The sequence below is a fragment of the uncultured Paracoccus sp. genome (genome assembly GCF_947496875.1).
Lineage (GTDB): Bacteria > Pseudomonadota > Alphaproteobacteria > Rhodobacterales > Rhodobacteraceae > Paracoccus.
The window spans coordinates 205,082-224,395 of the sequence record NZ_CANMEH010000004.1; the positions used below are offsets into that span (position 1 = coordinate 205,082).

Consider the following 19,314-nt stretch of genomic DNA (forward strand, 5'->3'; position numbering starts at 1 on the left):
AGCACGGCTTGGACATCAGTGGCCGATCCGGCAGCATCCGGTGAACATGCGTGATGCTTGCGCCGACCCGTCGAAGATCAGCGTCGCCGACAGCCCGTAGGCGCGGTCCGACATGCCGTCGCTGCATTGCTCCGGCCGGATAACGGCGGTCAGCCTCCCCTGCGCGTCGCCTGCGATCAGCCCGCGCACCGGGCTGCGGAAATGCCCGTCATCCATGACCTTGCGCAGCTCCATGGTACGATCCGGGCCGTCGGGTGACGAGAACACCATCCCTCCCGCCCCCTGCGACAGCGCCCAGAAGGGCTCGGTCCCGACGCAGCCCAGGGTGGGCGGCAGGGCCCCCGGTTCCCAGACATCGGTGCGATAGGCGAGGAACTTGGCATTGACCCAGCCGGAGCGCTCGGCACTCGTCACCTGTGCCCAGCCGGACCGCTCGCCCACCACCTCGACCTCCCTGGCGTCGGGGGCAAGCGTCCCGATGATCGGGGCCGAGGGATCAGGCCGCTCGCGGATGTTCAGCCGATCGTCGGCGGCCACTCCCGTGACGTCGAACAAGGTGGGCAGCACGTATTCGGGTGTTGCCCATGCCGGCGTTGCGCAGCAAAGGGCCAGGACAAGCAAGGAACGGAACATCAGCGTCGATCCTTCAGGCAGCAGTTCCGAAAAGATGCCCGATTCCCGACGTGATCGCCATCGCCGCCCCGCCCCACAGGAACACACGTACGAGAGCCCGTCCAACGGGCGCGCCGCCCGCCACCGCGCCGATCCCGCCCAGCAGCCCAAGGGCCAAAAGCGTCACGACGAGGACCGCCGGAAATAGCATCTCGTCAGAGGCCAGCAGCCCGGCGGCCAGCGGGATCGCGCCTGCGGCGCTGAAGGTCAGGGCGGACGCCAATGCCGCCTGCATCGGGCGCGCCCCCAGCACCTCGGTCAGGCCGAGTTCGTCCCGGACATGGGCCCCGAGTGCATCATGTTCGGTAAGCTCAACAGCGACCAGCCGGGCGGTGTCAGGCGCCAGTCCGCGTGCCTCGTAGATCCGGATCAACTCTTCCAGCTCGATCTCCGGCTGCGCGTGCAGGGCGTGGCGTTCGCGCGTGATGTCGGCCCGCTCGATGTCGGCCTGTGAACTGACGCTGACATATTCGCCTGCGGCCATCGACAGCGCCCCGGCGGCCAGAGCCGCGACCCCCGCAATCATGACGGCGCGCGGCGACGGATCGGCAGACGCCACCCCGAGGATCAGCGACCCGATCGACACGACGCCGTCATTCGCACCGAGCACCGCGGCGCGCAGCCACCCGGACCGTGTGATGCGGTGCGGATCGTGGGGGTGGGCAAGCGGGTGGGTGTGCGGGCTCATCGACCCCGCCCGTGCTCACTGATCCGCGACACAAGCCGTCGGGAATCCTGCCTCGGGATGCGTCCGCCCATGATCGTCCCGCCCGTGATCGGTTAAACGTCGCCGGATCACGCCCGGCGCACGACAGCCACGTCCAGCAGTTCGAGCACCTTGGCTTCGATCTGCGGCGCGTCCATGGCGGCGACCCGATACATCGCGGCCGGTGAGGCGTGATCGATGAAGCTGTCGGGCAGAACCATGCTGCGGAACCGCAAACCCCTGTCGAAGACGCCTTCGTCGGCCAGAAGCTGCGCCACATGGCTGCCGAAACCGCCCACCGCGCCTTCCTCGATCGTGATCAGCGCTTCGTGCTCGCGGACAAGCTGCAGGATCAGGTCTCGGTCCAACGGCTTCGCGAACCGCGCATCCGCGACAGTCGGGGCAACCCCTCGGGCAGCCAGGGCCTCGCGCGCCCGCATGACCTCGGCCAGACGGGTGCCGAAGGACAGGATGGCGACACGCGCCCCTTCGGCGATGATGCGGCCGCGCCCGATCTCCAGCGGTGTTCCGCGTTCCGGCATGTCGACCCCGGTGCCTTCCCCCCGGGGAAAGCGAAAGGCGCTCGGCCGGTCGTCCAGCGCCGCGGCGGTGGCCACCATGTGGACCAGTTCCGCCTCGTCCGCCGCGGCCATGACGACGAAACCGGGCAGGCTGGACAGGAATCCGATGTCGAAGGCACCGGCATGGGTGGCGCCATCCGCCCCGACCAGCCCGGCCCGGTCGATCGCAAAGCGGACCGGCAGGCGCTGAATGGCCACGTCATGCACGACCTGGTCGTAGCCGCGCTGCAGGAAGGTGGAGTAGAGGGCGCAAAACGGCTTCATCCCGCCGGCCGCCAGCCCGGCCGAAAAGGTGACCGCGTGCTGTTCGGCGATCCCCACGTCAAAGCAGCGTTGCGGAAACCGCTCCGCAAACAGGTTGAGCCCGGTTCCGTCCGGCATCGCGGCGGTGATGGCGACGATCTTGTCGTCGTTTTCCGCCTGGCGGATCAGGGACCGGGCGAAGACGCTGGTGTAGCTGGGGGCGTTCGATTTGGCCTTGGCCTGCTCGCCGGTGATCACGTCGAACTTGGACCGGGCGTGACCGCGGTCGGCGGCATTTTCGGCCGGCGCGTATCCCTTGCCCTTGCGGGTGACCGCGTGGATCAGCACCGGCCCGTCCGCCCGCGACCTGACGGTCCGCAACAGCGCCAGCAACTGGTCCAGATCGTGCCCGTCGACCGGGCCGATATAGGAAAAGCCGAGCTCTTCGAACAATGTGCCGCCGACCGTCAGCCCCTTCAGCATTTCCTTGGCGCGGCGCGCCCCGGCCCGCATCGGCGGCGGCAGCAGGCTGACCGCCCCCTTGGCCGCCGACTTGAGTTCCTGGAACGGACCCTGCGTGTAGAGCCGGGTCAGATAGCTGGACAATGCGCCGGTGGGCGGGGCGATCGACATTTCGTTGTCGTTCAGGATCACGATCAGCCGGGTATGCATGTGACCGGCATTGTTGAGCGCCTCGAACGCCATGCCCGCGCTCATCGCGCCGTCGCCGATCACCGCGATGGCGTCACCCGGATCGCCGCCCAGATCACGCGCGACGGCAAACCCCAGCGCGGCGCTGATCGAGGTGCTGGAATGGCCGGCGCCGAACGGGTCGTAGGGCGACTCCGTCCGCTTGGTGAAGCCGCTGAGCCCGCCCTCCATCCTCAAGGTGCGGATCCGGTCCCGCCGTCCGGTCAGGATCTTGTGGGGATAGCACTGGTGGCCGACATCCCAGATGATCTTGTCGCGCGGTGCGTTGAACACCGCGTGCAGGGCAACGGTCAGTTCGACGACGCCAAGTCCCGCGCCGAGATGCCCACCGGTCAGGCTGACGGCGCTGATCGTTTCGGCGCGCAATTCGTCGGCAAGCTGCCGCAACTCGCGATCCGACAGCGCGTGAAGATCGGCAGGCAGGGTGACGCGGTCCAGGATCGGCGTCGCCGGACGCTGGGCTGGGGCAGGCGGCGCGGCAGGCGTGTCGGTCATCTGGCATGCCCCTTTCGGGCGGCTGCAGCCGGTCGGGCCGCTCAGGTCTGGCGGTGGATAACGAAACGCGCCAGCTGTCGCAAGTTTTCCGCGGCCGCGCCGGTCTGGTCGCCATCGCCATACGGCGTCAGCGCCAGTTCCGCCCGCCGCACCATTGCCGCGGCCTTGTCGCGCGCCTCTTCCAGTCCCAGCAGCGACACGAAGGTGGCCTTGCCGGCTGCTGCATCCTTGCCCACGCGCTTCCCGGCGGTCTCTTCATCGCCGGTGACGTCAAGGATGTCGTCGGCAATCTGAAAGGCGAGTCCCAGATTGCGGGCATATTCCGCCATCGGCGCGGGATCGGCCCCGCGCATCACGGCGCCGGCCGTCGCCGCGAAGCCGATCAGGGCGCCCGTCTTTGCCTGCTGCAGCGACTTCACGGCGTTCAGGTCCAGCGGCTCGACGGCCTGTTCGGCCGATATGTCCTGCATCTGGCCCCAGACCATGCCCCGTGCCCCGATCGCCTCGGCAAACCGGCGGACCAGCGTCACCCGCACCTCCGTATCGCCCACCGCCGGATCGGTGAGTTGTTCAAAGGCCAAGGACTGCAGCGCGTCACCGGCCAGGATGGCGGTCGCCTCGGACCACTGGATGTGGCAGGTGGGCATCCCACGACGCAGGTCGTCATCGTCCATCGCCGGCAGATCGTCATGGATCAGGCTGTAGGCGTGCAGCATCTCGACCGCCAACGCGACGGGCAGGGCCGCAGCGTCTTCCGCGCCGTGCAGCCGCGCCGATTCCATCACCAGGAATCCGCGGATGCGCTTGCCGCCGACGCAGCCATACTCCATCGCATCCCTCAGTTCGCCCGCGGGCAGCCGCGCCAGCGCCGTTTCCAGCCCCGTCTTGATGGCCGCGCGGACCTCGGTCATCCGGGCGGGCATGGCCGTGTCCAGCGCGGACATCGGTTACAGACCGTCGACCGGGCGTGTGCCCTGCGGCTCGCCACTGGCGGACAGGGTGATGCGCTCGACGCGTTCTTCGGCCTCGCGCAGGCGGCGTTCGCAATGCGCGCGCAACTTGGCGCCGCGCTCGTAGAGCGCGATCGACTGTTCCAACGTCGCCTCACCGTGTTCCAGCTTGGTCACCGTGGTTTCCAGTTCCTTCATCGCGTCCTCGAAGGACATTGCCTCGATTTCGGGGTCGGTCGTCATGAGGACAGTTCCTTCAGCGTATCCACGTGCGCCCGGGCAGAACGGCCGAGGGCGGGCAGATCATAGCCACCTTCCAGAACCGATACCACGGGGGCGCCGCAATCCGCCGCGGCCGCGCAGATCATCCCGGTGATCGCCGCGAAGTCGCCGTCGTCCCAGTTCAGCCCGCCCAGCGGGTCGGCGGCATGGGCATCAAAGCCGGCCGAGATGACAACCAGCCCGGGCCGCCATTCGGCCAGCCGTTCGGTGATGTCCGCCCACGCCTCGCGCGCGGTCTGGCCGCCGCTGCCAGGGGGCAGCGGCACGTTCATGATCTGTCCATGGGCACCCTGTTCGGACGCCGCGCCGGTGCCGGGGAACAGCGGCATCTGGTGGGTCGATGCGAAAAAGGCGCGCGGCTCGGCCCACAGCAGGTCCTGCGTGCCGTTGCCGTGGTGCACGTCGAAATCCATGATCGCGACGCGGTCAAGACCGTGATGATCCAGACCCCGCCGCGCCGCGATCGCGGCCGTCCCCAGCAGGCAGAACCCCATCGCCAACTCGCGTTCGGCGTGATGACCCGGCGGCCGCATGGCGACAAAGGCGCTGCGGTCGGGACCATCCAGCACGGCATCCACCGCCGCGCAGGCCCCGCCCACGGCCCGCAGGGCGGCCTGAAGGCTCCCGGCAGAAACGTAGGTGTCGGGGTCAAGCTGCGCCGCGCCGGACGCCGGGACGACGGCGCGAAGCCGTGCGAGATACCGCGCCGGGTGACAGCGCAGGATATTCTCCTCCGCAGCCTCGGGCGCCTCGCGGCGATCCAGATCCAGATCGGACAGCGCGTCGAGAACGGCCTGATGGCGCTCGACCCGCTCGGGATGACCGGGCGGTGTCACGTGGGACGTCGCGGAAGGATGGGTGTACAGCAGGGTCATGCCGGGAGCCTAGGCCTGCCTGTCGGGGCCCGCAACCTGCGTTGCCGGGTCTGGCGAGGCATGTGCGGATCGCAGCCCGGCGAACTGCCCCGCGCCGCTCTTGAACCCCGCAGCCGATCAGGCCTGCAGCCGGGTGCCGCTGTGCCCCGTGATCCGCACGTCGATCAGCGTGCCGGGAGGCATGTCCCGTTCGAACTGCACCTCGGTGAACTGGGGGGTCCGGCCCAGGCGCGGCCCTTCGGTCAGAACCTGCCGGCTCTGCCCGATCTCTGCCTGCAGATGGGCACGCAGCGCGGCGTCGCCCGCCGCCCGCAGTCGCGCTGCACGCTGCTTGATCGCCGGACCGGAAACGGGCGGCATCCGTGCCGCCGGCGTCCCCTGGCGCGCGCTGAACGGGAACACGTGCAGGAAGGTCAGCCCGCAATCCTGCACGAGCTTAAGCGAGTTGTCGAACTGCGCCTCGGTTTCGGTGGGAAAGCCGGCGATGATGTCGGCGCCCAGGACGATGTCGGGCCGCAGCTGGCGCACGGTGTCGCAGAACCGGATCGCATCGTCCCGCAGATGCCGGCGCTTCATCCGCTTCAGGATCAGGTCGTCCCCATGCTGCAATGACAGGTGAAGATGCGGCATCAGGCGCGGCTCGGTGGCGATCGCCTCCAGCAGGTCCGGGTCGGCCTCGATGCTGTCGATGCTGGAAATCCGCAGCCGGGGCAAGTCCGGCACCATCCGAAGGATCCGCCTCACCAGGTTGCCCAGCCGCGGCGCACCGGGCAGGTCCGCCCCCCAGCTGGTCAGGTCGACGCCGGTCAGCACAACCTCGTTGAATCCGCGATCCCGAAGCCGGCCGATCTGGTCGACCACAACACCCGCCGGAACGCTGCGCGAATTGCCGCGGCCATAGGGAATGATGCAGAAGGTGCAGCGGTGGTCGCAGCCATTTTGCACCTGGACATAGGCGCGGTGCCGGCCGAACCCGTCGATCAGGTGTCCGGCGGTTTCACGGACCGACATGATGTCGTCCACCATCACCCGCTCGGTCGGCCCGATCAGGTCGGGGGCGGCCAGCCTCTGCCAGGTGGCGGGCTGCATCTTCTCGATATTGCCGACGACGCGCGTCACCTCTGGCATGGCGGCAAAGGTTTCCGGTTCGACCTGGGCCGCGCATCCGGTGACGATGATCGGAGCACCCGGATTCTCGCGTGCCAGCCGGCGGATTTCCTGGCGCGCCTTGCGCACCGCTTCGGCGGTCACCGCACAGGTGTTGACGATGACGGCGCCGTCCAGCCCCGCCGCCCCGGCCATCTCGCGCATCGCCTCGGATTCATAGGCGTTCAGCCGGCACCCCAGCGTCGACAGCACCGGGGCTGCGGACGGGCGGGTCATGGCCGGTCGTCGGGTGCGGCGATCCAGTCCGGCCGCAGCACGCCGTCACAGACATGCGCGGTTGGGCCCGCCATCCAGACCCCGTCATCGCGCCAGTCGATGTCCAGCCGACCCCCGTCAAGCACGACCTGCACGCGGCGGCCTGTCACGCCACGGCGTGCCGCGGCAACCACGGCGGCGCAGGAGCAGGACCCCGAGGCGAGCGTCACGCCGACCCCGCGTTCCCAGATCCGCAGGCGCAGCGTGTCGGGGGCGATCAGGGCGGCCAGTTCGACATTGGTGCGTTCGGGGTAGAGCCGGTGATCCTCATGCGCGGCGCCAAAGGCCGGAAAGTCGTTCACGGCGTCGATCCGGTCCACAAGGAACGTCATGTGCGGGTTGCCCATGCCGGTGGCAACGGGATCGCCCGGAATCGGCAGATGCAGCAGGTCCACGTCGGCGGCCAGCGGGATGTGGCGCCAGTCCAGCACCGGCGGCCCCATGTTGACGCGCGTCAGGCCGTCACCCGCGTCCTCGACGGGCAGCAGCGCATGATCGCTGCGAAGGGTCAGCGCTTTGGCGCCGCTCTCGTCCAGCAGAAACCGGGCGATGCAGCGGGTGGCGTTCCCGCAGGCCGCCGAAACGGACCCGTCGGCATTGAAGAAGGTGAGCTTTGCGTCGGATCGGTCGTCGCTCTGAATGGTCGCAAGCTGGTCGAAGCCGATCCCGAAATGCCGGTCTCCGACGCGCCGGACCAGCGCCGCGTCGGGCATCGCCCCGCCGTCACGCAGGTCGATCACGACGAAGTCGTTGCCAAGTCCATGCATCTTCATGAACGGCAGTCCGGCGGGGGCGTTCGTGGTCATCGCGGCGCTATACGCCCGGCGTCCCGATTCCGCCAGCCGTTCCCACTTTCCCCTTGACCCCCCAAACGCCCCTCCGTAAGCAGACGCCCTGTGTTGGGCCCGTAGCTCAGTTGGTAGAGCAACTGACTTTTAATCAGTGGGTCACAGGTTCGAATCCTGTCGGGCTCACCACTTGAATCCCTTGCGAGCGAATGCCGATTGCGTGGTGCGGGTCCAGGCCCGAACAGGGCGTCATCGCACTTTCTGCTCCTCTCGCCCGCGAGCGCTGCCGCAAGGCACCTCCGCGCTGGTGACGAACTCCTCTTTGTCGGTATATCGTCGGCCAAGAGCCAAGACTGGATCGATGGTGATCCCGGAAGAACGGGCGAAGTAAGATCATCATGCACCTCGACCTGGCTTCCGGACCGATCCTGCGACGCCCGCCGCCTGGTAGGGCGCGTTCGCTGCGCGTTGTGGGCGCGCCTGCGACAGGGCGCCAGCCCGTCCACTGTCGCCACAAGCAGGTGCGCGGTTGATGGACAGCGAAGCCCGTCTTCGGGAGACGATGTGTCGTCTCGCGCAGTCGATCTATGACCGGGGGCTGACGCATGGCTCGACGGGCAACATCTCGGCTCGAACCGAGGACGGCGGCGTGCTGGTTTCGCCCACCGGCAGCAGCTTCGGGCGACTGGATCCCGGGCAGCTCGCCCGGTTCGACGCGGCCGGACGGCACGTGGACGGCCCCGCCCCGACCAAGGAAATGCCGCTGCACCGGGCATTCTACGACACCCGGCGGGGGACCGGGGCGGTCGTTCATCTGCACTCGACCCACTCGGTTGCGCTCTCGACCCTGCCCGAGGTGGACGAAGACGACTTCCTGCCCCATCTGACGCCCTACGCGATCATGCAGCTGGGGCAGGTCAAGCTGTTGCCCTACTTCAGGCCGAGCGACGCGGCGATGGGCGATGCAGTGCGGGCACTGAACGGCCGGCGCGCCGCGGTGATGCTGGCGAACCACGGCCCGGTCGTGGCCGGTCGCACCGTCGAGGCCGCCTGCAACGCCATCGAGGAGCTGGAGGCGACGGCCCGTCTGGCGCTGCTGCTGCGGGGGCTGCCCGCGCGTTTGCTGACCGATGCCCAGGTGGCCGATCTGGTCCATATCCACAAGATCGAATGGGGGACATGATGCCGCGCTTTTCGGCCAATCTCGGTTTTCTCTGGGCCGAACTGTCCCTGCCCGACGCGATCCGCGCGGCCGCTCGCGCCGGGTTCGACGCGGTCGAGTGCCACTGGCCCTATGACAGTGAGCCGGCGCAGGTCCGGCAGGCGCTGAACGAGACCGGGTTGACCATGCTGGGCCTGAACACGCGCCGCGGGCACCCCGGGGAAAACGGCCTGTCAGCCTTGCCGGGGCGCGAGGCAGAGGCGCGGGCCGAGATCGACCGGGCGCTGGACTATGCGGCCGGGATCGGCTGCCCGGCGGTGCACGTCATGGCCGGGTTCGCCGAAGGGCCAGACGCCGACGCGGCATTCCGGGCAAACCTGGACTACGCCGCCGCGCAGGCGCGATCCACCGGCGCGACGATCCTGATCGAGCCGCTGAACCGCTACGATGCCCCGGGCTATTTCCTCGGCCATGCCCGGCAGGCCGCCGGCATCATCGAGGCATTGGGGCACGACAATCTGCGGCTGATGTTCGACTGCTATCACCTGCAGATCATGGACGGCGACCTGACCCGACTGCTGCAGGCGATGTTGCCGATCACCGGCCACATCCAGTTCGCCTCGGTGCCGGATCGCGGCCCACCCGATCACGGAGAGGTGGACTACCGGCATGTCTTTGCCGCCATCGACGATCTCGGATGGTCGCGCCCGCTGGGGGCGGAATACCGGCCGGTGGGGCGGACCGAGGACAGTCTCGCCTGGATGACCTCACTGGTGTGAGTGGCCGAGGGCGCGGGAAAAGAAATCGGTATCCCCGAAATTGCCGGACTTCAGCGCCAGCGCCACCAAGCCGCGCTCATCCTCGGCCACGCACCACGGGACTCCCGGCGCGATCTCCGGCCCGATTCGCAACTGCGATACACCCAAGGCCGACGTGACCGCCCCCGCCGTTTCGCCGCCCGCGACGACAATTCGCGTCACACCTCGGGCGCGGGCGGCGACTGCCAGCCGGGACAGCGCGGCCTCGACGACCGCGCCCGCCTTCTCGACCCCCAGGGCAGCTTGGGCCGCGCGCACCTGATCGGGGGCGGCGGTCGCATAGACCAGCGGGGCGGGGTCGAATGGCTGCGCCTCCAGCCAGGCGAGCGCCGGGTCTACCCCGTCCCGGTCCAGCGTCAGCGGGTCGAGCTGCAGGGACGGGGCATCGGCCGCATACCGCGCGACCTGCTGGCGGGTCATGGCGGAACAGCTGCCCGACAGGATCAGCGCCGGACCGCCGGGCAGGGCAGGGGCGTTGGCGCGGTCGGCCGCGCGCATCAGTCCCGCGGCGCGATACTGTTTCGGCAGATGCGCCGCCAGGGCGCTGCCCCCGGTCAGCAGCGGCAGGTCATGTGCCGCTGCGGCCAGGGTGGCCAGATCGTCATCGCGGATCGCATCGGCGATTAGGTGCGCGGGCCCGTCCGCAATCGCGCGTCTAACAGCGGCGATGCCGGACGAAACGGTGGGCCAGTCGATCAGCCCAACCGCGTCCGCCACCTGCGCGGCGAGCACCCGCACCAGGTCGCTGTCCCTCATCGGGTTCAGCGGGTGATCCTTCATCGGGCTTTCGGCCAGCGGCTGGCGGCCCACGAACAACTGGCCCATGAAGACACGCCGGCCGTTTTCGGGAAACGAGGGCACGTACAGCGTCTTCACCGCGCCCCGCCGCTCCAGCAGCGCCTGCGCCACGGGGCCGATATTGCCGGCGGGCGTGCTGTCGAAGGTGGAACAGTATTTCCAGTAGAACCGCTGCGCCCCCGCCGCGGCCAGCCACTCCAGCGCCTGCAGTGCTGCGGCCACCGCCTCGGGTGCGGGAACGGACCTGATCTTCAGGGCGATCACCTCGACATCCGCCGTCCTGTCGGGCGGTGCGTCGGGCAGGCCGATGCGCAGTGACACCGTCGCACCGGTCCGGGCGACCATCGCAGCCAGGTCCGTGGCGCCGGTGAAATCGTCCGCGATGCAGCCCAGGATGGTCATTCGTCATCCCCCGGCAGGCGCAGCCCGGCACGTTGGGCGAGCAGCCGGGCCACGGCGGCATCATCCTGTCGGCCCCACCCCGCGGCCGCGGTCTGTTCGAAAAGCTTCAGCGCCGTATCGGACAAGGGCACCGGCACGCCCGCGCCCGACGCGGTCCCGGTCACGATGCCAAGATCCTTGACGAAGATGTCCACCGCGGACCGCGGGGTGTAGTCGCCCCGGACGATGTGGTCGCCGCGATCGGCGAACATCCATGAGGTGCCGGCACAGGACTGGATGACCCGGTGGACCTCGGCCAGATCCATGCCCAGGCTGGCGGCCAGCACCATCGCCTCGGCGGCGGCGGCGATGTGCACACCGGCCAGCAGCTGGTTGATCAGCTTCATGCGGCTGCCGGCGCCCGGCTGCTCGCCCAGTCGGAAGACCGTGGCGGATATCGCCTCGAGCGCCGGCGCGATGCGGTCAAACCCCTCGGACGGGCCGGCCGCCATCATGCTGATCGTACCCTCGCGCGCCTTGACGGCCCCCCCGGACACCGGCGCGTCGATCGCAACCATGCCGGCGGCAACCAGCCGGTCGCACAGCGCGACCATGTCGGCGGGCGGCATGGTCGCGCACAGCACGAACACGGTGCCCGGGGCGGCTGCCGCCACGGCCCCGCCGGGTCCGAACAGCACGGCCTCGGTCTGCTGGGCATTAACCACGTAGACCAGAACCGCGTCCGCCCCGACCGCCGCTTCGGCCGCCGTAGCGGCCGTGCTGCCGCCGGCTGCCCTCAGTTCCGCCAGCGCTTCGGGGCGCAGGTCGGTGCCGGTCGTGGGGATCCCGGCCCGCACCAGGGACAGGGCCGCGCCCAGCCCCATCGATCCCAGCCCGATCACCGCCGCCGCCATCTCGTCAGCCATCTGTCACCTGCCTTCCACGTTGCAGCATCATCCGGATCAGCGGCACCAGCCAGAACAGGATCGCCACGACCCCAAGGCCGGCCGCGATCGGCCGTTCGAAGAAGGCCAGCATGCTGCCGTCGGACTTGATCATCGAGGTGATGAAGTTCTTTTCCAGCATGGGTCCCAGAACCAGCCCGAGAATCGCAGGCGCGATTGGGATGTCAGCCTCCTCCATCGCGAACCCGATCACCCCGAAGACCAGCATCACCACCACGCCGAACAGCGAATTGGTGATCGCGAAGCTGCCGACGATGCAGAACAGCAGGATCACCGGCATCAGCAGGCTTTGCGGCACGGCCAGAAGCCGCGTGCCCATCTGGATCGCGATCCAGCCCAGCGGCAGCATCAGCAGGTTCGCCAGCAGGAACACGATAAACAGCGCGTAGATCAGCTGCGGCTGCATCAGGAAGACGGTGGGACCCGGGTTCATCCCCTTGATGTAGAGCACGCCGATCACGATGGCAGTGATGGAATCGCCCGGAATCCCGAACACCAGCGCCGGGATCCAGGCCCCCGAAACGGCGGCGTTGTTCGACGCCCCGGCCTCGACCAGCCCCTCGGGATGGCCCTGCCCGAACCGCTCGGGGGTGCGCGAGAACCGTTTCGAGATCGCATAGCTGATCCAGGCCGCGATGTCGGCCCCGGCCCCGGGCAGCGCCCCGATCACGGTTCCGGTCGCGCTGCCGCGCAGCACCTGGACCGGATAGCGGCGCAGATAGGTCCATTGCCGGCTGAAGATGCCACGCAGCGCAGGGCGTTCTGCACGCGCCAGCCGGGTCGGGGCCAGCATGGCGCGAAATACCTCGGCCGCGGCGAACAACCCGATCAGGGCGGGGATGAACGGCACCCCAGCCATCAGGTCCACATTGCCGAAGGTGAATCGCGACTGACCGGCGGGGTTGTCGAGTCCGACGGTCGCGGCCGCCAGCCCGACGCACAGGGAGACGAGCCCCTTCAGCGCAGAGCCGGGCGCGACGAAGATTGCACAGGACAGACCCAGCACCACCAGCCAGAAATACTCGAAGGACGAGAACTTCAACGCGACTTCGGCCAGCACCGAAGACAGGAAGATCAGGACGAGCGTGCCCAGCACCCCGCCGATCACCGAAAACACCAGCAGTGCGCCAAGCGCATCGGCGGCGTGCCCGGACCGGGTCATCCGCCAGCTGTCCTCGACATAGGCGGCGCTGGCCGGCGTCCCGGGAATTCGCAGCAGTGCGCCGGGCAGGTCGCCGGCAAAGATCGCCATCGCCGCCGCGGTGACAATGGCGGCGATGGCGGGCACCGGCTCCATGAAGAAGGTCACCGGCACCAGCAGCGCGGTGGCCATCGTCGCCGTCAGGCCCGGTATCGCGCCGACGAACAGCCCGAACGCCCCCGACGCCAGCATGACCAGCAAGACCTGCGGGGTCAGCACCAGTTCCAGCGCCTGGGTCAGCACCATCGCCTAGGTTCCCGGCAGGATCAGCCAGTCGGTCCGGGGCAGCGGGACCGACAGCCACTGGACGAACACCCAGCGGATGGCCAGCGTGGACAGGATCGCCAGAAGAGCCGCTTCCCACCAGCGCCGGCCCAGCAGCATGGCGATCCCCCCGACGAGCAGGACCGACGCCGGCACGAATCCCAGCGGCCTCAGCAACAGGAGATGGCCCACCATCAGCCCGAACGAGGCGGCCAGCCGCAGGATTCCTGCCCGATCCACCGGCCGGACGGGTTCGGCGACCGTCGCGCCGCTGCCGGTCAGGGCCGGCCGCGTTGCCTTGAACACCAGGGCACCGCCGACCATGACCGCCAGCACCGCGACCAGCCGCGGCAGGGTGCCGGCCCCGTAATTCTGCCCCGGCATGGGGCCGAACGGGCGTGCCAGCGCGAAAAGCACGAGCCCGCCCACCAGCGTGATCAGGCCGATCAGCAGATCGCCCCGGCGCGCCATCCTACTCTTGCGCCAGACCCGCGGCCTTCATGACCTCGCCCAGGTTGGCATCGTCTTCGGCAACGATGGCGGTAGCCTCTTCGGGGTCGGCCCACCGCAGCCCGAAGCCCCGGTCGGTCATGAATTTCTGATACTCCTCCGAATCGTAGGCGGCCTTGACCGCATCGACCAGCTTGCTGCGCACGTCGTCCGGCAGTCCCTTGGGCGCGACGATGGTCCGCCACACCGAGAGGGTCCAGTCCGAGCCGGTGGCCTCCTGCAGGGTGGGGGTGTCGGGGAACAGGTCCTGCCGCTCGTCCGACATGCTCGCCAGCGCGCGGACGCGACCGGCCTCGATCAGGGCGCGACCCTCCGCCAGCGATGACGGCACGACCTGCACGCCGCCGGCGACCATGTCGGTCAGGCCTGGAACGGCGCCCTCGCTGGGCACCCAGGTGACTTGCGTGACCGGCACGTCCTCGGACATCAGCCAGCCCAGGATGTTCAGATGCCAGATGCCGCCCTGGCCGGTCCCGGACGCCTTGAATGTTCCCGGCGGCTGCGCCTTGATCGCCTCCAGCAGGTCCCCGGCCGTCTGAAATTCGCTGTCGCTCGCCACCATGAGGCCGCCGGGATCGGCGTTGACCATCGCGAGGATGTCGAAATCCTGGTAGGTCAGGCCGGTCAGCCCCTGCCAGTGCATCATGTCGATCTCAATCGTCATCACGCCCAAGGTGTAGCCGTCGGGCTGGGCATTCGCGATCGCCGTGTGCCCGACCACGCCCGAACCGCCCGTCCGGTTCACGACATTGACCGGCTGGCCCAACTGCTGCTGCAGCAGTTCGGCAAACACGCGACCGACCGCGTCGGTACCGCCACCCGCGCCCCAAGGCACGATCATCTCGATCGGACGTTCGGGATATTCCGCCCACGCCTGGGTTCCGCTGATCGCGAGGCCCGAAAGGGCAGTCACGGCGGTAATTCCTGCTGCAACGAAGCTGCGTCTGTTGATCCGGTCCATTTCGGCCCTCCCCGCCCGGTATTTTCGTCGCCTTCCGTCGAGCGGGGCGACGCAATCACCGGAAAGACTGTGCGGCCGTGTATACGTTGTCAAATGTTTTCCCGCAGGCTGGTCGGCACGGGCGCGCCACGGCGCGCGGCGACGAAAGGGCTTGCCGAACGGCTGCGTAACGATACGATGCCGGCAGGAATTTCCCTTGGGGGAGGGGTTGGTGGCATCTGTTACGATCGATGGGCTGCGCAAGTCCTATGGCGCGACCGAGGTCCTGCACGGCGTCGATGTCGACATTGCAGAAGGCGAATTTGTCGTGCTGGTCGGCCCCTCGGGCTGCGGGAAATCGACGCTGCTGCGGATGCTGGCCGGGCTTGAGCACATCAGCGGGGGCGAGGTCCGGATCGGCGACCGCGTCGTCAACCATCTGCCGCCCAAGGATCGCGACATCGCGATGGTGTTCCAGAACTATGCGCTCTATCCCCACCTGACCGTCGCCGAGAACATGGGCTTCTCGCTGAAGCTGAGCGGCGTCCGGAAGGCGCAGATCGCCGAGAAGGTGCGGCCCGCGGCCGAGATCCTAGGGCTGGCGCATCTGCTCGACCGGTATCCACGGCAGCTGTCGGGGGGGCAGCGGCAGCGGGTGGCGATGGGACGTGCGATCGTGCGCGACCCGCAGGTGTTCCTGTTCGACGAGCCGCTGTCGAACCTGGACGCAAAGCTGCGCGTCTCGATGCGGGCCGAGATCAAGAACCTTCACCAGCGGCTGAAGACCACGACCGTCTATGTCACCCACGACCAGATCGAGGCGATGACGATGGCCGACAAGATCGTGGTGATGCACGATGGTATCGTCGAGCAGATCGGTGCACCGCTGGACCTGTATGACAGGCCGGCGAACCTGTTCGTCGCCGGGTTCATCGGGAGTCCCGCCATGAACTTCCTGAATGGTGTGTTCGGACCCGACGGGGTGACGCTGGCCGACGGCACGGTCCTGCCGGTCACCGACGCGGGCGCGGCGAAGGCAGGGCAGCAGGTCGTCTATGGTCTTCGGCCCGAATCCATGGCGCTGGGCGGCGACGTTCCGCTGACCGTCGAAGTCACCGAACCGACCGGGGCCGAAACCTATGTCGTCGGGCAACTGGGTGGCGCCGAAGTCACCGGCGTCTTCCGGACCCGCGTCACGGCCAAGCCCGGCGAGCAGATCGGCATCCGAATCGATCCCGCCGGCATCCATCTGTTCGACGCGGCATCCGGTGCCCGGTTGTCGCACTGAAAAACAAACCAGGGAGGAGGAACCCATGACCATTACCCGCAGAACGCTCGTCGCCTCGGGCGCGGCGCTTGCCACAGGCCTGTTGCTGTCAGGAACGGCTCTCGCACAGGACTTCAGCGGTCCGTTCACGCCCGAAGAGGGCGCCAGCCTGCGCCTGCTGCGCTGGGTGCCCTTCGTCAAGGGCGACGAGGAGACCTGGAACCAGCTGACCAAGGAATTCACCGACGCGACGGGTGTCGAGGTCCGGATCGACCAGGAAAGCTGGGAAGACGTGCGCCCGAAAGCCGCGGTGGCCGCCAATGTCGGGTCCGGCCCGGACATCGTGATGGGCTGGTTCGACGACCCCTTCCAGTATCCAGACAAGCTGGTCGACGTGACCGACCTGGCCACGACCTTGGGCGAACGGTCGGGCGGCTGGTATCCGGGTCCGCAAAGCTACGGGATGCACGAGGACAAGTGGATCGCGATTCCGATCGCAGTCATCGGCAACGCCGTCGTGTATCGCGACAGCATGGTCAAGGCGGCCGGCTTCGAGGAATTCCCGCAGGACACCGAAGGGTTCCTGAACCTCGTCAAGGCGCTGAAGGAAAACGGCACGCCGGCCGGGTTCCCGCACGGCAAGGCGGTCGGGGATGGCAACAACTACGCCCACTGGCTGTTGTGGAGCCATGGCGCCAAGGCCGTCGACGAGAATGGCGAGGTCACCATCAACAGCCCCGAGACCAAGGCCGCGATCGAGTATGCCACCCAGCTCTACGAGAACTTCATTCCGGGCACGGAAAGCTGGCTGGACATCAACAACAACCGGGCCTTCCTGGCAGGTGAGGTGGCGCTGACCGCGAACGGCGTCTCGGTCTACTACGCCGCCGCCAACGACCCGGCGATGAAGGAGATCGCCGACGACATCCGGACCACGAACTTCCCGATCGGACCGGTGGGCGAAAGCGTCGAGCTGCACCAGATCAGCTCGCTGATGATCTTCGATCACACCCCGTACCCGAACGCCGCCAAGGCCTATGTCGAGTGGATGCTCCGGCCGGAAAACTACAACCGCTGGATCGAAGGCGCCTCGGCCTATGTCGCGCCGACGCTCAAGGCGTTTTCGGACAATCCGGTCTGGGAGGCGCATCCGGTGCACGCGCCGTATCAGAAGGCGTCCGAGAACCTGCGTGCCAACGGCTATGCGGGCCCGCTGGGTGCCGCATCGGCCGGCGCCATGGCTGACTATGTGCTCGTCGACATGTTCGCCGAAGCGGTGACCGGCCAGCGCACCCCCGAAGAAGCCATGGAGAACGCCGAGCGGCGGCTGCAGCGCTACTATCGCTGATCCCTGACCTCGGGTCGCGCGGCGAAGCCGCGCGACCCATCTTCGCTGCAGGAGACGACGCCAATGGCCCATGACGAAGCTGCTGCCGTGCCGGTCCCGCGCCGTCCCGCGCTGCGTCGGTTCCTGGAAAGCCGCAACGGCCTCGGCCTGCTGTTCATGCTGCCGGCCGCGGTGTTCCTGCTGTGCTTCCTGACCTATCCGCTTGGCCTCGGCGTATGGCTGGGCTTCACGGACACCAAGATCGGCCGCACCGGTGTCTTTGTCGGGCTGGAAAACTATGCTTGGCTGTTCGACGATCCGGTGTTCTGGCTGTCGGTGTTCAACACGCTGATCTACACCGTGGTGGCATCGATCGCGAAGTTCGCGCTGGGGCTGTGGCTGGCGCTGCTGCTGAACCGCAATCTCCCGATGAAGAAGTTCTTTCGCGCGGTCATCCTGCTGCCGTGGGTCGTGCCCACGGTGCTGTCGGCGATGGCATTCTGGTGGATCTTCGATTCCCAGTTCTCGATCATCTCGTGGGTGCTGATGAAGTGGGGGGTGATCTCGCAGCCGATCAACTTCCTGGGCGATCCGTGGACCGCGCGGTGGTCGGTGATCGCCGCCAATGTCTGGCGCGGCATCCCGTTCGTTGCCATCTCGCTGCTGGCCGGGCTGCAGACCATTCCGCAGTCGCTGAACGAGGCTGCGGCCATTGACGGGGCGACCCGCTGGCAGATGTTCACCAAGGTGACGCTGCCGCTGCTGACCCCGATCATCGCGGTGGTCATGACCTTTTCGGTGCTGTTCACCTTCACGGATTTCCAGCTGATCTACGTGCTGACCCGCGGCGGGCCGGTGAACGCGACGCATCTCATGGCCACGCTGTCGTTCCAGCGCGCCATCCCGGGCGGGCAACTGGGCGAGGGCGCAGCGATCGCCGTTGCGATGATCCCGTTCCTGCTGGCCGCGATCCTGTTCAGCTTTTTCGGTCTGCAACGCCGCAGGTGGCAGCAGGGCAACGACTGAGGGTTTACCATGGCCAAGACCGCGCCCACCGACGACCATTCCGAGGGGATGGACCATTTCGACAGCCGCGCGCGCCGGATTCTGACGCTGTGGTTGCCGCTGGCCTGCTTCGTCTTCGTGCTGCTGTTTCCGTTCTACTGGATGGCAATCACCGCCATCAAACCGAACTACCAGCTGACCGATTACGAAAACTACAGCCCGTTCTGGGTCGTCGAGCCGACCCTGCGGCACATCCGCTATCTGCTGTTCGAAACCACCTATCCGGCGTGGATGTGGAACACGATCGTGGTGTCGGTCGTCTCCACCGCGCTGGCGCTGGTGGCGTCGGTCTTTGCCGCCTACGCGATCGAGCGGCTGCGCTTTCGCGGGGCGCGGATGACCGGCCTGCTGATCTTTCTGGCCTATCTCGTCCCACCGTCGATCCTATTCATTCCACTGGCGGTCATCGTTTTCCAGGTCGGGATCTTCGACAGCAAGCTGGCCCTGATCCTGACCTACCCGACCTTCCTGATCCCGTTCTGCACCTGGCTGCTGATGGGATATTTCAGGTCGATCCCCTACGAGCTCGAGGAATCGGCGTTGGTGGACGGCGCCACTCGCTGGCAGATCCTGACCAAGATCGTGCTGCCGCTGTCGGTCCCGGGACTGATCTCGGCGGGCATCTTTGCCTTCACGCTGTCGTGGAACGAGTTCATCTATGCGCTGACTTTCATTTCGAGCAGCGAGAACAAGACGGTTCCGGTCGGGGTGCTGACGGAACTGGTGCGCGGCGACATCTATGAATGGGGCGCGCTGATGTCGGGGGCGCTGCTGGGATCGCTGCCGGTGGTGATCCTGTATTCCTTCTTTGTCGACTACTACGTCTCGTCGATGACGGGGGCGGTGAAGGAGTAACGGGCCGCCCGATCTCTGCGGTGGACGGGCCCGCGC

19 protein-coding genes and 1 tRNA gene are annotated in these 19,314 nt (G+C 67.8%); 7 read left to right on the forward strand and 13 right to left on the reverse strand.

The genetic code is table 11. From position 1 onward, the window contains the following. Positions 1–15 precede the first annotated feature (15 nt). The 8 genes from Q0938_RS07425 to dapF form a co-directional block, all read right to left on the reverse strand. The gene (locus Q0938_RS07425; RefSeq protein WP_299360656.1) at positions 16–633 is read right to left on the reverse strand and encodes an SH3 domain-containing protein; all 618 of its coding nucleotides are present in this window, start codon (positions 631–633) and stop codon (positions 16–18) included. Positions 634–646: 13 nt separating this feature from the next. Next, positions 647–1,360: a VIT family protein gene (locus Q0938_RS07430; protein ID WP_299360658.1), complete on the reverse strand. Its 714-nt coding sequence runs from the start codon at positions 1,358–1,360 to the stop codon at positions 647–649. A 107-nt stretch (positions 1,361–1,467) separates the two neighbouring features. Continuing rightward, positions 1,468–3,408, reverse strand: coding sequence for a 1-deoxy-D-xylulose-5-phosphate synthase (gene dxs, locus Q0938_RS07435; RefSeq protein ID WP_299360660.1), 1,941 nt, complete (start codon positions 3,406–3,408; stop codon positions 1,468–1,470). Positions 3,409–3,449: 41 nt separating this feature from the next. Continuing rightward, positions 3,450–4,352, reverse strand: coding sequence for a polyprenyl synthetase family protein (locus Q0938_RS07440; protein ID WP_299360661.1), 903 nt, complete (start codon positions 4,350–4,352; stop codon positions 3,450–3,452). Positions 4,353–4,355: 3 nt separating this feature from the next. Further along, complete coding sequence (locus Q0938_RS07445; protein ID WP_299360662.1) at positions 4,356–4,601, reverse strand: exodeoxyribonuclease VII small subunit; 246 nt, start codon at positions 4,599–4,601, stop codon at positions 4,356–4,358. After that, positions 4,598–5,515 carry a histone deacetylase family protein gene (locus Q0938_RS07450; RefSeq protein WP_299360663.1) on the reverse strand — a complete coding sequence of 306 codons (918 nt, stop codon included), beginning with the start codon at positions 5,513–5,515 and terminating at the stop codon, positions 4,598–4,600. Before Q0938_RS07450 ends, Q0938_RS07445 begins: the two co-directional genes overlap by 4 nt. A 117-nt stretch (positions 5,516–5,632) precedes the next feature. Further along, positions 5,633–6,898, reverse strand: a complete 1,266-nt coding sequence (mtaB, locus tag Q0938_RS07455; RefSeq protein ID WP_299360665.1) for a tRNA (N(6)-L-threonylcarbamoyladenosine(37)-C(2))-methylthiotransferase MtaB — start codon at positions 6,896–6,898, stop codon at positions 5,633–5,635. Beyond that, a complete protein-coding gene (gene dapF, locus Q0938_RS07460; RefSeq protein ID WP_299360667.1) occupies positions 6,895–7,743 on the reverse strand; it encodes a diaminopimelate epimerase in 849 nt (282 codons plus the stop codon). Before dapF ends, mtaB begins: the two co-directional genes overlap by 4 nt. Before the next feature lie 95 nt (positions 7,744–7,838). Between dapF and Q0938_RS07465 the strand changes: the two genes are divergently transcribed. The 3 genes from Q0938_RS07465 (at position 7,839) to Q0938_RS07475 (ending at position 9,666) form a co-directional block, all read left to right on the forward strand. Further along, positions 7,839–7,914, forward strand: a tRNA-Lys gene (locus Q0938_RS07465). A 343-nt stretch (positions 7,915–8,257) separates the two neighbouring features. After that, on the forward strand, positions 8,258–8,908 hold the full coding sequence (locus Q0938_RS07470; RefSeq protein WP_299360669.1) for an aldolase: 651 nt from the start codon (positions 8,258–8,260) through the stop codon (positions 8,906–8,908). Next, entirely contained in the window at positions 8,908–9,666 is a 759-nt protein-coding gene (locus Q0938_RS07475; RefSeq protein ID WP_299360670.1) for a TIM barrel protein, read from the forward strand. The genes Q0938_RS07470 and Q0938_RS07475 overlap by 1 nt, the downstream gene beginning before the upstream one ends. Here the strand turns inward: Q0938_RS07475 and otnK are convergent. Genes otnK through Q0938_RS07500 form a run of 5 tightly spaced genes read right to left on the reverse strand, consistent with a single transcriptional unit; the run spans position 9,655 to position 14,737 of the window. Then, positions 9,655–10,905 (reverse strand): 3-oxo-tetronate kinase, encoded by a 1,251-nt coding sequence (gene otnK / locus Q0938_RS07480; RefSeq protein ID WP_299360673.1) that lies wholly within the window; start codon positions 10,903–10,905, stop codon positions 9,655–9,657. The genes Q0938_RS07475 and otnK overlap by 12 nt on opposite strands. After that, entirely contained in the window at positions 10,902–11,810 is a 909-nt protein-coding gene (gene ltnD / locus Q0938_RS07485; protein ID WP_299360675.1) for an L-threonate dehydrogenase, read from the reverse strand. Before ltnD ends, otnK begins: the two co-directional genes overlap by 4 nt. Further along, positions 11,803–13,296: a tripartite tricarboxylate transporter permease gene (locus tag Q0938_RS07490; RefSeq protein WP_299360676.1), complete on the reverse strand. Its 1,494-nt coding sequence runs from the start codon at positions 13,294–13,296 to the stop codon at positions 11,803–11,805. The genes ltnD and Q0938_RS07490 overlap by 8 nt, the downstream gene beginning before the upstream one ends. Before the next feature lie 3 nt (positions 13,297–13,299). Then, on the reverse strand, positions 13,300–13,785 hold the full coding sequence (locus tag Q0938_RS07495; RefSeq protein WP_299360677.1) for a tripartite tricarboxylate transporter TctB family protein: 486 nt from the start codon (positions 13,783–13,785) through the stop codon (positions 13,300–13,302). Between the two features lies 1 nt (position 13,786). Beyond that, positions 13,787–14,737: a tripartite tricarboxylate transporter substrate binding protein gene (locus tag Q0938_RS07500; RefSeq protein WP_299360678.1), complete on the reverse strand. Its 951-nt coding sequence runs from the start codon at positions 14,735–14,737 to the stop codon at positions 13,787–13,789. A 259-nt stretch (positions 14,738–14,996) separates the two neighbouring features. Between Q0938_RS07500 and ugpC the strand changes: the two genes are divergently transcribed. From ugpC to Q0938_RS07520, 4 genes are all read left to right on the forward strand, one after another. Further along, positions 14,997–16,052, forward strand: coding sequence for a sn-glycerol-3-phosphate ABC transporter ATP-binding protein UgpC (gene ugpC / locus Q0938_RS07505; RefSeq protein ID WP_299360681.1), 1,056 nt, complete (start codon positions 14,997–14,999; stop codon positions 16,050–16,052). Between the two features lie 25 nt (positions 16,053–16,077). Next, positions 16,078–17,379, forward strand: a complete 1,302-nt coding sequence (locus Q0938_RS07510; RefSeq protein ID WP_299360682.1) for an ABC transporter substrate-binding protein — start codon at positions 16,078–16,080, stop codon at positions 17,377–17,379. 63 nt (positions 17,380–17,442) lie between these two features. Next, positions 17,443–18,384, forward strand: a complete 942-nt coding sequence (locus Q0938_RS07515) for a carbohydrate ABC transporter permease (protein WP_299360683.1) — start codon at positions 17,443–17,445, stop codon at positions 18,382–18,384. 9 nt (positions 18,385–18,393) lie between these two features. Next, complete coding sequence (locus Q0938_RS07520) at positions 18,394–19,278, forward strand: carbohydrate ABC transporter permease (RefSeq protein ID WP_299360684.1); 885 nt, start codon at positions 18,394–18,396, stop codon at positions 19,276–19,278. Positions 19,279–19,314: the final 36 nt, after the last annotated feature.

What these genes read in the sequence shown, in the direction of transcription:
- Q0938_RS07425 (WP_299360656.1), bottom strand. Translation starts at nt 633, where the DNA reads ATGTTCCGTTCCTTGCTTGTCCTGGCCCTTTGCTGCGCAACGCCGGCA.
- Q0938_RS07430 (WP_299360658.1), bottom strand. Translation starts at nt 1,360, where the DNA reads ATGAGCCCGCACACCCACCCGCTTGCCCACCCCCACGATCCGCACCGC.
- dxs (WP_299360660.1), bottom strand. Translation starts at nt 3,408, where the DNA reads ATGACCGACACGCCTGCCGCGCCGCCTGCCCCAGCCCAGCGTCCGGCG.
- Q0938_RS07440 (WP_299360661.1), bottom strand. Translation starts at nt 4,352, where the DNA reads ATGTCCGCGCTGGACACGGCCATGCCCGCCCGGATGACCGAGGTCCGC.
- Q0938_RS07445 (WP_299360662.1), bottom strand. Translation starts at nt 4,601, where the DNA reads ATGACGACCGACCCCGAAATCGAGGCAATGTCCTTCGAGGACGCGATG.
- Q0938_RS07450 (WP_299360663.1), bottom strand. Translation starts at nt 5,515, where the DNA reads ATGACCCTGCTGTACACCCATCCTTCCGCGACGTCCCACGTGACACCG.
- mtaB (WP_299360665.1), bottom strand. Translation starts at nt 6,898, where the DNA reads ATGACCCGCCCGTCCGCAGCCCCGGTGCTGTCGACGCTGGGGTGCCGG.
- dapF (WP_299360667.1), bottom strand. Translation starts at nt 7,743, where the DNA reads ATGACCACGAACGCCCCCGCCGGACTGCCGTTCATGAAGATGCATGGA.
- Q0938_RS07470 (WP_299360669.1), top strand. Translation starts at nt 8,258, where the DNA reads ATGGACAGCGAAGCCCGTCTTCGGGAGACGATGTGTCGTCTCGCGCAG.
- Q0938_RS07475 (WP_299360670.1), top strand. Translation starts at nt 8,908, where the DNA reads ATGCCGCGCTTTTCGGCCAATCTCGGTTTTCTCTGGGCCGAACTGTCC.
- otnK (WP_299360673.1), bottom strand. Translation starts at nt 10,905, where the DNA reads ATGACCATCCTGGGCTGCATCGCGGACGATTTCACCGGCGCCACGGAC.
- ltnD (WP_299360675.1), bottom strand. Translation starts at nt 11,810, where the DNA reads ATGGCTGACGAGATGGCGGCGGCGGTGATCGGGCTGGGATCGATGGGG.
- Q0938_RS07490 (WP_299360676.1), bottom strand. Translation starts at nt 13,296, where the DNA reads ATGGTGCTGACCCAGGCGCTGGAACTGGTGCTGACCCCGCAGGTCTTG.
- Q0938_RS07495 (WP_299360677.1), bottom strand. Translation starts at nt 13,785, where the DNA reads ATGGCGCGCCGGGGCGATCTGCTGATCGGCCTGATCACGCTGGTGGGC.
- Q0938_RS07510 (WP_299360682.1), top strand. Translation starts at nt 16,078, where the DNA reads ATGACCATTACCCGCAGAACGCTCGTCGCCTCGGGCGCGGCGCTTGCC.
- Q0938_RS07515 (WP_299360683.1), top strand. Translation starts at nt 17,443, where the DNA reads ATGGCCCATGACGAAGCTGCTGCCGTGCCGGTCCCGCGCCGTCCCGCG.
- Q0938_RS07520 (WP_299360684.1), top strand. Translation starts at nt 18,394, where the DNA reads ATGGCCAAGACCGCGCCCACCGACGACCATTCCGAGGGGATGGACCAT.